At 73.0% G+C, this 12,555-nt stretch carries 12 protein-coding genes and 1 pseudogene; 4 read left to right on the top strand and 9 right to left on the bottom strand.

The window, feature by feature from the left end; genetic code table 11:
- From CCN42_RS09155 to miaA, 5 genes and pseudogenes are all read right to left on the bottom strand, one after another.
- Positions 1–373, bottom strand: a pseudogene (locus tag CCN42_RS09155) (M1 family peptidase); the annotation flags it as partial.
- A 93-nt stretch (positions 374–466) separates the two neighbouring features.
- Positions 467–2,710, bottom strand: coding sequence for a RelA/SpoT family protein (locus CCN42_RS09150; RefSeq protein ID WP_086734428.1), 2,244 nt, complete (start codon positions 2,708–2,710; stop codon positions 467–469).
- Between the two features lie 274 nt (positions 2,711–2,984).
- Entirely contained in the window at positions 2,985–3,866 is an 882-nt protein-coding gene (gene dapF / locus CCN42_RS09145) for a diaminopimelate epimerase (RefSeq protein WP_086734426.1), read from the bottom strand.
- A 99-nt stretch (positions 3,867–3,965) separates the two neighbouring features.
- Positions 3,966–4,469 carry a hypothetical protein gene (locus CCN42_RS09140; RefSeq protein WP_086168955.1) on the bottom strand — a complete coding sequence of 168 codons (504 nt, stop codon included), beginning with the start codon at positions 4,467–4,469 and terminating at the stop codon, positions 3,966–3,968.
- A 107-nt stretch (positions 4,470–4,576) separates the two neighbouring features.
- A complete protein-coding gene (gene miaA / locus CCN42_RS09135) occupies positions 4,577–5,515 on the bottom strand; it encodes a tRNA (adenosine(37)-N6)-dimethylallyltransferase MiaA (protein ID WP_086734424.1) in 939 nt (312 codons plus the stop codon).
- Between the two features lie 184 nt (positions 5,516–5,699).
- Between miaA and CCN42_RS09130 the strand changes: the two genes are divergently transcribed.
- Both CCN42_RS09130 and CCN42_RS09125 read left to right on the top strand, forming a co-directional pair.
- A complete protein-coding gene (locus tag CCN42_RS09130; protein ID WP_086734422.1) occupies positions 5,700–5,999 on the top strand; it encodes a hypothetical protein in 300 nt (99 codons plus the stop codon).
- 41 nt (positions 6,000–6,040) lie between these two features.
- Positions 6,041–6,334 (top strand): antitoxin, encoded by a 294-nt coding sequence (locus CCN42_RS09125; protein ID WP_086734420.1) that lies wholly within the window; start codon positions 6,041–6,043, stop codon positions 6,332–6,334.
- A gap of 120 nt (positions 6,335–6,454) precedes the next feature.
- On the opposite strand, the gene CCN42_RS09120 is transcribed toward CCN42_RS09125, so the two are convergent.
- The 4 genes from CCN42_RS09120 to CCN42_RS09105 all read right to left on the bottom strand — a co-directional run bounded on the left by CCN42_RS09120 (position 6,455) and on the right by CCN42_RS09105 (position 10,518).
- Positions 6,455–7,168 carry a class III extradiol dioxygenase subunit B-like domain-containing protein gene (locus CCN42_RS09120; RefSeq protein ID WP_086734418.1) on the bottom strand — a complete coding sequence of 238 codons (714 nt, stop codon included), beginning with the start codon at positions 7,166–7,168 and terminating at the stop codon, positions 6,455–6,457.
- Positions 7,169–7,311: 143 nt separating this feature from the next.
- Positions 7,312–8,829 carry a tRNA (N6-isopentenyl adenosine(37)-C2)-methylthiotransferase MiaB gene (gene miaB, locus CCN42_RS09115; protein WP_086168960.1) on the bottom strand — a complete coding sequence of 506 codons (1,518 nt, stop codon included), beginning with the start codon at positions 8,827–8,829 and terminating at the stop codon, positions 7,312–7,314.
- 82 nt (positions 8,830–8,911) lie between these two features.
- Complete coding sequence (locus CCN42_RS09110; RefSeq protein ID WP_086168980.1) at positions 8,912–9,568, bottom strand: response regulator; 657 nt, start codon at positions 9,566–9,568, stop codon at positions 8,912–8,914.
- Positions 9,565–10,518 carry a sensor histidine kinase gene (locus CCN42_RS09105; protein WP_245877205.1) on the bottom strand — a complete coding sequence of 318 codons (954 nt, stop codon included), beginning with the start codon at positions 10,516–10,518 and terminating at the stop codon, positions 9,565–9,567. The genes CCN42_RS09110 and CCN42_RS09105 overlap by 4 nt, the downstream gene beginning before the upstream one ends.
- 255 nt (positions 10,519–10,773) lie before the next feature.
- Between CCN42_RS09105 and CCN42_RS09100 the strand changes: the two genes are divergently transcribed.
- Together CCN42_RS09100 and CCN42_RS09095 are read left to right on the top strand one after the other, a co-directional pair.
- Positions 10,774–11,259 carry a cation:proton antiporter regulatory subunit gene (locus CCN42_RS09100; RefSeq protein WP_086168962.1) on the top strand — a complete coding sequence of 162 codons (486 nt, stop codon included), beginning with the start codon at positions 10,774–10,776 and terminating at the stop codon, positions 11,257–11,259.
- Between the two features lie 4 nt (positions 11,260–11,263).
- A complete protein-coding gene (locus CCN42_RS09095) occupies positions 11,264–12,493 on the top strand; it encodes a cation:proton antiporter (protein WP_245877204.1) in 1,230 nt (409 codons plus the stop codon).
- Positions 12,494–12,555 lie beyond the last annotated feature (62 nt).

Raw genomic sequence — 12,555 nt, 5'->3', positions numbered from 1 at the left:
CGGACAGCGGCTTCCCGGGAGTGATCACCAGGTCCTCACCGGCCGCGGCGTACGCGGCGGGCTCGCCGTCGATCTCCACCGTCTCGACCTTGCCACGCGCGAAGTCGAGGTTCACGCGGTCGAGGTCCTCGGTCATCCAGGCGTCGATCGTCGTCACGGCGGCCAGCGGCTTGTCGTTCGCGCCGGAGTAGGCGAGGGCGAGATCGTACGACGCCACGTCGTAGCCGGGGTTTCCCAGGTGCGGGAAGAGGCGGTCGCCGACGCCCAGCGGAGCCGGCGGGGCGCTCGCGGCGACGAGGCAGACGGTGACGGCCGAGGCGAGCAGCGCCGCCTTCAGCCGTCGGGGGGCGTGGGTGCGGGGGGTGAACGGCATGCCCCACCGCTACCAGCGCACGCCCGGCGCACGGCGCAGACGCGCGCCGGGCCCACTCGAACGGGCTCGTCCGGCGGGGCCTCGTGGGCGCCCTCAGTGCGCCGCTGCGGGGTGCTGCGCGCGGCGGACGTCGTACACGCCGGGGACGTTGCGCATGGCGCGCATCAGCGCCGGCAATCGGGCGGCCTCGGGGAGCTGGAGGGTGTATGTGTGGCGTACCCGCTGCTGGCTGGGGGGTTCCACGGTGGCCGAGACGATCTCGGCGCCTTCCAGCGCGATGGCCTCGGTCAGGTCCGCGAGGAGATGCGGGCGGCCGAACGATTCAGCGACCAGCGTGACGCGGCATCCCGAGGTCGCGCTCCCGGTGGCGTCGCCCCAGCGCACTCCCACCTCGGCCCGGCGCGCGCCCTTCATCCGCGCCACGGCCGCGCACTCGACCCGGTGCACGGTGACCGTTCCCCCGCGGACCAGGAATCCGGTGACCGCGTCGGGCGGTACGGGCGTACAGCAGCCCGCGAGGCGTACGGAGGCGCCGGGACGGTCGGCGACGGCGGTGGCGGTGACGGAGCCCGCCGGGACCGACCGGGCCACCGCGGCTCCGGCCCCGGTGCCGGCCTCGGTGTCGGTGCTCCTCGCCTGCCCTGCCTCCCTCGTCTCCACGCTCACGGCGACCTCGGCGACCTCGGCGGCCTCCTCGTCCGTCGTCCCCTCCGGCACCGGGTGCGTCGCCAGCCACCGCTGGATGGCGATCCGCGCGGCCGGCGTGTGAGCGTGCTCCAGCCATTCCCGTGAGGGCTCCGACGCCGGGTCCTGCCCCATGAGCAACTGGACGGTGTCACCGTCGCGCAGCACTGTGCTCAGCGTCGCGAGCCGGCCGTTGACGCGCGCGCCGATGCACGCGTGCGCGTCCTCCCCGTACTGCGCGTACGCGGCGTCCACGCAGGTCGCGCCCTCGGGCAGGCCGAGGGCTCCGCCGTCGGGCCGGAACACGGTGATCTCACGGTCCTGGGCCAGGTCCTCGCGCAGGGTCGACCAGAAGGTGTCGGAGTCGGGTGCGGCCCGCTGCCAGTCGAGGAGGCGGGAGAGCCAGCCGGGCCGGGTGGGGTCGACGCGCTCGCCGTCCGCCGCCGACTGCTCCTCCGGGGGTGCCGCGTAGGGGTTGCCGAGCGCGACCACGCCCGCCTCGGCGACCTTGTGCATCCGATGGGTGCGGATGAGGACCTCGACGACCTGCCCGTCGGGACGGGCGACGGCGGTGTGCAGGGACTGGTACAGGTTGAACTTCGGTACGGCGATGAAGTCCTTGAACTCCGAGACCACGGGCGTCATACAGGTGTGCAGCTCGCCCAGGACGCCGTAGCAGTCCGCGTCCTCGTTCACCAGCACGAGGATCCGTCCGAAGTCGGCGCCGCGCAGCCGGCCGCGTTTGCGGGAGACGCGGTGCACGGAGACGAAGTGGCGGGGCCGGATGTGGACTTCGGCCGGGATGCCGGCCTCGCGCAGCACGGCCCGCATCTCGTCGGCGATCTCGGCGAGCGGGTCGTCGGTCCGGGTCGCGTTCTCGACGATCAGCTCCCGGGTGCGCTCGTACTCCTCGGGGTGGAGGATCGCGAAGACCAGGTCCTCCAGCTCGGACTTGAGCGCCTGGACGCCGAGCCGTTCGGCGAGCGGGATGAGGACGTCCCGGGTGACCTTGGCGATCCGGGCCTGTTTCTCGGGGCGCATCACGCCGAGGGTGCGCATGTTGTGCAGCCGGTCGGCGAGCTTGATCGACATCACCCGGACGTCGTTGCCCGTGGCGACGAGCATCTTGCGGAACGTCTCGGGCTCGGCGGCGGCGCCGTAGTCGACCTTCTCCAACTTGGTGACGCCGTCGACGAGATAGCGCACCTCCTCGCCGAACTGCTCGCCCACCTGGTCGAGCGTCACATCGGTGTCCTCGACGGTGTCGTGGAGCAGGGAGGCGGTCAACGTCGTGGTCTCGGCGCCGAGTTCGGCGAGGATCAGGGTCACCGCGAGGGGGTGGGTGATGTACGGCTCGCCGCTCTTGCGCATCTGGCCGCGGTGCGAGGACTCGGCCAGTACGTAGGCGCGGCGCAGGGGTTCGAGGTCGGCGTCGGGGTGGTGGGCGCGATGGGCGTCGGCGACGTGGCTGATGGCGTCGGGCAGCCGGTCCCGGGCGGCGGGGCCGAGCAGCGCGGCCCGGCCGAGGCGGCGCAGATCGATCCGGGGCCGGCTCCTTCGGCGCGGAGCGGCGGCCGCCGTGGGCGCGACGGCGCTGGTCACAGCGTCCGTCACAGCGCCTGGACTCGCGGGATTCGTGGCCTCCGCACTCATGGGCACCTCCGGCTGCGTGGACCGGCGGACGGGGTGCCCCAAGGCGGACACGGCTCAGGGGCGGCGACATCTCCCCCGTCCGGGCCGGTGCTTGATGCTACCGAGCCCATCACGTGCGGCCGACCGCCTCTCGCCGAGCGTGAAACGGATCACCCATTCGAGCGAAGCCGAGGACGTTTACGGTTGGGCGTGCTCGGCCAAGGGGTGACGGCGCTCTCCGCACGGCGTACGCAGGTGTGCCGCGTACGACGGCCCGTGGCCACGCGGCCACGCCTCAGCCTCTGCGCCGCTCCGCCGCTCCGGCCAGCCACTCCCCGTCGATCTCGCCCTCGGCGACGATCACCGCGGGGCCGGTCATCTCGATCTCTCCGTCGGGCCGCTCGGTGATCAGCAGGCGACCGCCGGGGACGTCCACGGTGTAGGTGACGGGGGTGCCGGTGGCGATCGGGACCGCGCCGTCGCGGCGGGCGGTGGCCACGGCGACGGCGCACGCGCCGGTGCCGCACGACCGGGTCTCGCCGGAGCCGCGCTCGTGCACCCGCATGGCGACGTGCCGGGGGCCGCGGTCGGCGACGAACTCCACGTTCACCCCGTCCGGGTAGGCTGCGGCCGGGCTGAACGGGGGCGGGGAGAGCAGGTCCCCGGCATCCGCGAGGTCGTCGACGAAGGCGACCGCGTGGGGGTTGCCCATGTTCACGTTCCGCGCGGGCCAGCTGCGCTCGCCGACACTCACGGTGACATCGCCTTCGGGCAGCCGTGCCCTGCCCATGCCGACGGTGACGTCCCCGTCCTTGGCGAGGTGCACGGTCTTCACGCCGCCGCGCGTGGCGACGGCGAGGTCACCCTCGGTGACATGCCCGGCGTGCTGCAGGTAGCGCGCGAACACGCGTACGCCGTTGCCGCACATCTCGGCGATGGAGCCGTCACCGTTGCGGTAGTCCATGAACCACTCCGCCTCGGCCGCCATCTCCTCGGCCTCGGGATGTGCGGCGGACCGCACCACGTGCAGCAGTCCGTCACCCCCGATGCCCGCGCGGCGGTCGCACAGCGCGGCGACGGCGGCCGGAGGCAGGTCGATGGCGTTCTCGGGGTCCGGGACGATCACGAAGTCGTTCTCGGTGCCGTGCCCCTTGAGGAAGGCGATCCGCGTGCTCATTCCTCGATCGTACGGGGTGGGTGCGACAGCGGGCCGCCGACCGGGTCCGCAGCGCGCCCGCGCGGGAGGCCGGCACGGTTCACGCGGGACTGCGCCGGCTCAGCGCAGCCGCGCCACGCGCCACACGGCCAGCACCACGACCGCGGCCACCACGACCACGTACGCGAGCACGACCCGCCAGTCCGGGCGCCGCCCGGCGCCGCGCGACGGAAGCCCGGGCCAGGTGTAGCCGACCCTGCGGGCGGCCATCATGCCCCAGCCGGCCGCGCAGGAGCAGATCAGCAGCCCCAGCATGGCGATCATGGCCCCGCTGTCGCCGAAGTCGAAGGCCAGCGGGAAGGCGAACATCAGCGAGCCGATCGCACCCAGGCCCACGATGGGCGCCAACTGCCACACGCGCAGCCGCCGCTGGGGACGCAGCTCGACCTCGACCTCGGGCCCGCCCACGAACATCTCGTCGGGTTCGGGGCCGTCGGCGGTCACTCCGCCCTGGGTCTCGTCCGGCCCGTCGGGGCTCAGGCGGTCGTCGTTCCGCTCGGCAGCGCCACTCTCGGTGGTGGCGTGCTCGGCGCCTTGTGCGGTGTCGCGAGGGCCGGCCTCCATCGCCACGCGCCCTCCCAACTAGGACTTCACTGGTCGATCGAAGCTCGATGATGGCACGGCGCCGGAGGCCCCGATGACGGCCGGAGCGTCCCGATGCCATGACGTGATCAGGCTGTAACCGGTCGTTCGACCAACGTCAGGGCGAGCCGCGGAAGTTCCGCGAGATCCGCCGCGGCCCCACTGAGCCAATGCACCCGGGGGTCGCGCCTGAACCATGAATCCTGACGGCGCGCGAAGCGCTTGGTCGCGCGGACGGTCTCGATCCGTGCCTCGTCGAGCGTGCACTCGCCGGCGAGCGCGGCGAGCACCTGCTGGTAGCCGAGCGCGCGCGACGCCGTACGCCCCTCGCGCAACCCCTGTGCCTCCAGTGCGCTCACTTCCTCGACGAGCCCGGCCTCCCACATCCGGTCGACCCGGCGCGCGATGCGCTCGTCCAGCTCCGGCCGGGCCACGTCGACGCCGATCTGCACGGTGTCGTAGACCGAGTCGTGGCCGGGGAGGTTGGCGGTGAACGGCCGGCCGGTGATCTCGATCACTTCCAGGGCCCGGACGATACGGCGGCCGTTGCTCGGGAGGATCGCCCGCGCGGCCTCGGGGTCGGCGGCGGCGAGCCGGGCGTGCAGCGCACCGGAGCCGCGCAGTGCCAGTTCGTCCTCCAGGCGGGCCCGCACCTCGGGATCGGTGCCGGGGAACTCCAGGTTGTCGACGGCACCGCGGACGTACAGGCCGGAGCCGCCGACCAGGATCGGCCAGCGCCCTTCGGCGAGCAGCGCGTCGATCCGCTCCCGCGCGAGCCGCTGGTACTCGGCGACGGAGGCCGTGACAGTCACGTCCCAGATGTCCAGGAGGTGGTGGGGGACGCCGCCGCGCTCCTCGGGCGTCAGCTTGGCGGTGCCGATGTCCATCCCTCGGTAGAGCTGCATGGAGTCCGCGTTGACGACCTCCCCGCCGAGTCGCTGGGCGAGATAGACGCCCAAATCGGACTTTCCGGCCGCGGTGGGACCGACGACGGCGATGACGCGGGGGGCGGGGGCTGCGCTGCTCACCGCACCAGTCTCGCAAACCTCGCACCGTGGCCTCGAACGAGTTACGTGACGGCCCGCAACCGGGGGTCGTTGCCCGTTGCGAGGTTCTTGCCGCCGATCGGCAGGGGCGGTGACCCGGGCGACGCGAACGGACGCACGGGGCGACGCGGGATTACACCCCCGCACGAATACGTATGGAGTGACTATGGGCGTTCTTGCGCGACTTCTGCGGAGGTCGAAGGCTACCGAGGAGGCGTCGAGCGCCGGGGCACAGGCCGACACGCCATCGGCCGGTTCCGGGGCGAACGAGGCTGCGGACGCGAAGGGACCGGACGGCGCCGCAACCGACTCCGCGACGGAGACGACGACGGGCACGGGTACAGGCACGGAGGCGCCCACGACGGAGGCCGGCGAGACCGGTTCGTCCGACGCCGTCGGGATCCCCAAGCAGCAGTCCGCCGTGGAAGCGGCCGACAGCGAGGCCGACAAGGGCGCCCGCGCGTAAAGGGCGCCGCGCGTAGACTGCCCGCGAGGGAAGGTGAACCCATGGGTCTCTTCGACAATGTGAAGGCCAAGCTCGCCCCGGCCAGGAACAAGGTCTCCGGCCTCGCGCAGCAGCACGGGGACAAGATCCAGCACGGCATCGACCGCGCCGCCAAGGTCGTCGACGAGCGCACCAAGGGCAAGTACAGCGACAAGATCCAGTCGGGCTCTGGCAAGGCGAAGGGCGCGATGGAACGGCTCGCCCACCAGGACGACACCGGCCCCAAAGGCGCCACCGGCACCCCGCCGAGCGCGCCGCCGAGCACCCCGCCCGGCACGCCCCCACCGACTTCCTGAACGGCAGTCGACACCGCAGGACAACGCATACGGCGGACGGCCGCGGAGCAACAGGCTCCCGGCCGTCCGCCGTTCTCGGACAGCCCGCGCGCCCTCGCTCCAGGTGCGGCTCAGGCGGCGCTACGACCAGGCCGCCACCACATACCCCACCCCGTACGGCGCGTCCTCGTACAGCAGCGCGCCGCTGAGCCCCGCGTCCTGGGCGGCGCCGGCGAGCACCTGCCACGGCGCGCGCCCCGACACCTTCAGCTCCCGCGCCAGCCCCGTGTCGAGTGCCCGGAGCGCCGCGACGTCCGCCGCCCCCAGCGCACGCGCGACCTGCGCGTCGAAGGGCTCCGCCCGCGCGTCCAGATAGCCCGGGGCCTTCACCGTCCGGCACGCGCTGGCGTCGCCCATCACCAGCAGCGCCACCCGTCCCGCGCGTCCGGCGATGTCCCGTCCGACTTCGATACACCGCTCGACGCCGAGCGGTTCCGCCACGCCCATTCCCTCGATCGGGGCATCCGACCAGCCGGTGCGCTCCAGCAGCCACGCGGCGACCGCCAGCGACGGCGGCAGTTCGCGCGTTTCCTCGGCGGCCCGCTCGCGGCCCAGGCATACGCCCAGATCGACGCCGAAGCCACGGAAGGAGCCCGGTGCGCCCTCCGGGTACGGGCCGGCTCCGCCCTCGTCGGCGGGTCCGACGACCACCAGCCGGTCCGGCCGGGCGGCGGCGAGCACCCCGAGCGCGTCCGTGCAGGCGGCACGCGCGGCGTCCAGCTCGGGCGCTGCGCCCGCGGCGATCACGGGCACCAGGAGGGGCGGACAGGGGCAGACAGCGGCGGCGACAAGCATGATCGGCAGGGTAACCCCCGCCGGGCCGCACGGCTCACCATGCCCCGGCGAGAGCCCGTCGCGCCTGCGGCACGGCGAGCCCTCCCGCTTCCCACCTGTCTCGGCGAGCCCTCACGCTCCCGTGAAGGAGCCCCGGCGCTTCGTCAGTCGCAGCCGCAGCCGCTGCCCGTGGCGACCGGCAGGGGCTGCGGGGCCCCGATCTTCGGCAGGCCCAGCATCACACCGGCCGGCTTGGCGGCCTCGGCGGCGTTGCGCTTCTCCCAGGCGTCGCCCGCGCGCGTGCGGCGCACACCGAGGACGGCGCCCTCGGCGAGGAGGTGGTGCGGAGCGGCGTAGGTGACCTCGACGGTGACCACGTCGCCGGGACGCACCTCCTGCTCCGGCTTGGTGAAGTGGACCAGGCGGTTGTCGGGGGCGCGGCCGGACAGACGGTGGGTGGCGCCGTCCTTGCGGCCCTCACCCTCGGCGACCATCAGCTCCAGGGTGCGACCGACCTGCTTCTTGTTCTCCTCCCAGGAGATCTCCTCCTGAAGGGCGACCAGCCGCTCGTAACGCGCCTGGACGACCTCCTTGGGGATCTGGTCGTCCATCTCGGCGGCCGGGGTGCCCGGGCGCTTGGAGTACTGGAAGGTGAACGCCTGGGCGAAGCGGGCCTCGCGCACCACGTGCAGGGTCTGCTCGAAGTCCTCCTCGGTCTCGCCGGGGAAGCCCACGATGATGTCGGTGGTGATCGCCGCGTGCGGGATGGCCGCGCGGACCTTCTCGATGATGCCGAGGTAGCGCTCCTGGCGGTAGGAGCGGCGCATCGCCTTCAGGACGGTGTCCGAACCGGACTGGAGCGGCATGTGGAGCTGCGGCATCACGTTCGGCGTCTCGGCCATGGCGGCGATGACGTCGTCGGTGAAGTCGCGCGGGTGCGGGGAGGTGAAGCGCACCCGCTCCAGGCCCTCGATCTTCCCGCAGGCCCGCAGCAGCTTGCTGAACGCCTCTCGGTCGCCGATGTCGGAGCCGTAGGCGTTGACGTTCTGGCCGAGCAGCGTGATCTCGGAGACGCCCTCGGCGACCAGGGCCTCGACCTCGGCGAGGATGTCACCGGGGCGGCGGTCCTTCTCCTTGCCGCGCAGCGCGGGGACGATGCAGAAGGTGCAGGTGTTGTTGCAGCCCACGGAGATGGAGACCCACGCGGCGTAGGCGCTCTCGCGCCGGGTCGGCAGCGTGGAGGGGAACGCCTCCAGCGACTCGGCGATCTCGACCTGGGCCTCCTCCTGCACGCGCGCGCGTTCCAGCAGGACCGGCAGCTTGCCGATGTTGTGCGTGCCGAAGACGACGTCCACCCAGGGCGCCTTCTTCACGATGGTGTCGCGGTCCTTCTGGGCGAGACAGCCGCCGACCGCGATCTGCATGCCGGGCCGCCGGGCCTTCTTCGGGGCGAGGTGGCCGAGGTTGCCGTACAGCCGGTTGTCGGCGTTCTCCCGGACCGCGCAGGTGTTGAAGACGACGACGTCGGCGTCGCCGTCGGAGCCCTCGGGGGCGCGCACGTAGCCCGCGTCCTCCAGCAGACCGGCCAGTCGCTCGGAATCATGGACGTTCATCTGGCACCCGTAGGTGCGTACCTCGTATGTGCGGACGCCCACGGCCCGGCTCTGGTCGATGCTGCTCATGGGACAAGGGTAGGCGGTCGGCGGAAGTGGCTCGGGCCGCCTGTGGACAACCGGTCGGCGCGATCCGGGTCACCCGGTCGGCTCACGGTTCGATCAGGCCGGCGCGTATCGCGTACCGGGTCAGTTCCAGGCGGTCGCGCAGGCCGAGCTTCTGCAGCAGGTTGGCGCGGTGGCGTTCGACCGTCTTGACGCTGATGAACAGCAGCTCGGCGATCTCCTTGGAGGTGTGGCCCTCGGCGACCAGCTTCAGGATCTCCTCCTCGCGCTCGGTGACGGCCCGTTCCGGCAGGCGGCCGTCACCGCGGTGGAGGCGGTCCAAATAGGCCCGGACCAGGGCTCGCTCGGCGCCGGGGTAGACGAACGGCTCGTCGCGCATGGCCGCGCGGCATGCCTCGACCAGATCGCGGTCGGCCACGGACTTGAGGACATAGCCGCAGGCCCCGGCCTTCAGCGCCTCGAAGAAGTACTGCTCGTTGTCGTACATCGTGAGAATGAGGATGCGCAGCCCGGGCAGCCGCCGGGACAGCTCGCGGGCCGCTTGCAGACCCGTCATGCGGGGCATGGCGACGTCCAGGACCGCCAGATCGACGTCGCCCGCACGCGCGCGTGCGACCGCCTCCGCGCCGTCGCCGGCCTCGGCCACGACCGTCAGGTCCGGCTCGCCGTCCAGGATGAGGCGCACTCCTCGGCGGACGAGCGTGTGGTCGTCGGCGAGCAGGACGCGGACCGGGGCGGTCATCGGGCCTCCCGCCGTCCGCACGGGATCCGCATCCGTACGTCCGTGCCCCCGTCGGGACCCGGTCCGAGGCTCAGCTCCGCCCCGATCAGCAGCGCACGCTCCCGCATCCCGCTGATGCCGGCTCCTTCCGGCGAGCCCGCGCCCAGGCCGGTGCCGTTGTCCCGGACGAGCAGTTCGACACCGCCGGGGACGGGGCCCAGGCGAAGCTCCGCACGGCCGGCGCCGGAGTGCCGCGCGGTATTGGTGAGCCCTTCCTGCGCCACTCGGTAGATCACGAGTTCGGTCTCCCCGGTGAGCGGGGGCAGTTCACCGCGCACGTCGTGCCGCACGGTCAGCCCGTGGGCGGTGAACTCACCGGCGAGCGAGCGCAACGCGCTGGCCAGGCCCAGTTCCTCCAGCACGCCGGGGCGCAGCCGGCGCGCTATGCGGCGGATCTCGTCCAGACCCGCGCGGGTGGCCTCCTGCGCCTGGCCGAGCTCGTCGCGCAGTCCCTCGGGCGCCCGGTCGGCGACCCGTTTGAGCTGGAGCAGCACGGCGGTGAGGGTCTGGCCGACCTCGTCGTGCAGTTCCCGTGCGACCCGGTGCCGTTCGCGCTCCTGCGCGAGCAGCGCGCGGCCGGCACTGGCGGCGCGTTCGGTCTCCAGGCGGTCGAGCATGGCGTTGTAGGTCGTGATCAGCTCGGCGGTCTCCGCGGGCCCGGCGACGACCGCGCGGGTCCCCGGCCGCAGCAGGTCCACGGCCGCCATGGCCCGGCCGAGCCGCTGCAGGGGCGTGAGTCCGATGCGCAGCACGGCCGCGTTGCCGGCCAGCAGCGCGGCGAGTCCGGCGAGGACGACCAGCGCCTCGCCGGGCAGCACGGGGGTCGACACGGTGACCGGGCCCAGCAGCAGGGCGGCTGCCGCGACCAGGCCGACGGAGTTGAGCGAGAAGATCCGCCAGAACAGCGACACGCTTCCGACTCCGCTCTCTCCGGGTCCTCCGGCTTCTCGGGCTCCTGCCGTCTCTCCGGCCTCTCCGGCTCCTCCAGCCCGCGGGCAAGGCCGCGCCCCGTCCAGCTTCGCCGCCGCCCGGCGCCCGCGTATATCCGTGACAACACCCATGTCGTCACCGTACGGGCGGCTGACAGCATGGTGACGCCGGAGTCTGCCGTACCGATCAGGGGGTCCGGCCCATGGGAAGAAGCAAGGCGAACAAGGGGAAGAGACGTGTCCGCACCGCGCCTGAAGGCGACGCCGCTGCCGGGTATCGGGGTCCAGTACGACCTCGTCACGCGCGAGCAGCGCCACCTGTCCGTCGTGGCACACCGCGACGGCACCCGCACGGTCGGGGTGTACCGCGCGGACGACCCCGACTCGTGCGCCCAGTCCCTGCGGCTGACCGGCGCGGAGGCGGGCGCGCTGATCGACGCCCTGATGCCGTCGCACCACAGCACGAGCCTGCTGTACACCACCGACCTGGGTCTGGTGGCCGAGCGGATCGAGGTGGGAGCGACCTCGCGCTGGAACGGGCGGCTGCTCGGCGAGACCCGGATGCGGACCGAGACCGGTGCCTCCGTGGTGGCGGTGCTGCGGCGGGCCGAGGCGATCCCGTCGCCCGCGCCGGACTTCCGGCTCGCGGGCGGGGACATCCTGATCGTGATCGGCACCCGGGAGGGCGTCGACGCCGCTGCCGCGATCCTCGGGCGGGAGTGAACGGGTGCACTCCGCGGTCCTCCTGATCGAGTTCGGTTCCATCATCCTCGGCCTCGGCCTGCTCGGCCGGATCGCCGGGCGGTTCGGCATCTCCGCCATCCCGCTGTATCTGCTGGCCGGTCTGGCCTTCGGCACGGGCGGTCTGCTGCCGCTCGGCGCGAGCGAGGAGTTCATCGCCACGGGCGCCGAGATCGGCGTGATCCTGCTGCTGCTGATGCTCGGCCTGGAATACACGGCGAGCGATCTCGTCTCCAACCTCAAGGCTCACTACCCGGCCGGCCTGGTCGACTGCGCGCTCAACGCCCTGCCCGGCGCCGCCGCCGCGCTGCTGCTCGGCTGGGGTCCGGTCGCCGCCGTCGTCCTGGCCGGCGTCACTTGGATCTCCTCCTCCGGAGTCATCGCCAAGGTCCTCGGCGAACTGGGCCGGATCGGCAACCGGGAGACCCCGGTCATCCTCAGCGTCCTGGTCCTGGAGGACCTGGCGATGGCCGTGTACCTGCCGATCGTCACCGCGCTGGTCGCCGGGGTGGGCCTGGCGGCCGGGAGCGTGACGCTGGCGATCGCCCTGGGCGTCGCCGGGCTGGTGCTGTTCGCGGCCGTGCGCTACGGCCGGGTCATCTCGCGGTTCGTCTCCAGCGACGATCCGGAGAAGCTGCTGCTCGTCGTGCTCGGCCTGACGATCCTGGTCGCCGGTGTCGCGCAGCAGCTCCAGGTGTCCGCGGCGGTGGGCGCCTTCCTGGTCGGCATCGCGCTGTCCGGGGAGGTCGCGGAAGGCGCGCACACCCTGCTCAGCCCGCTCAGGGACCTGTTCGCCGCGGTGTTCTTCGTCTTCTTCGGACTGCACACCGACCCGGCGAGCATTCCTCCGGTGCTGCTGCCCGCCCTCGTGCTGGCCGTCGTCACCGCCGTGACGAAGATCGCCACCGGGTACTGGGCGGCGCGCCGGGCCGGCATCTCCGTCAAGGGCCGCTGGCGGACGGGCGGGGCGCTGGTGGCCCGCGGCGAGTTCTCCATCGTCATCGCCGGCCTGGCTGTCACCGCGGGCATCGAACCGGCCCTGGGCCCGCTGGCCACCGCCTACGTCCTCCTCCTGGTCGTCCTCGGCCCGCTCACCGCGCGGTACACCGAACCGCTGGCGATGTGGTGGACCCGCCGGTCCGCCGCCCGCGCGCAGGCCGCCGGCCCCGTACGCCCCGAGGAGGAGCAGCGGGCGCAGACGCCCGTGGGCGACTGAGGGACGGGACAGCGTGGGGGCGGCCGCGCGGGCGGGACACTCATCGCCGTACGAACGGCCGG

This window comes from Streptomyces glaucescens (genome assembly GCF_002154375.1).
Classification (GTDB): Bacteria; Actinomycetota; Actinomycetes; order Streptomycetales; family Streptomycetaceae; genus Streptomyces; species Streptomyces glaucescens.
The sequence above is the reverse complement of the archived record's forward strand: the minus strand, read 5'-3'. Positions and strand labels throughout refer to the sequence as shown.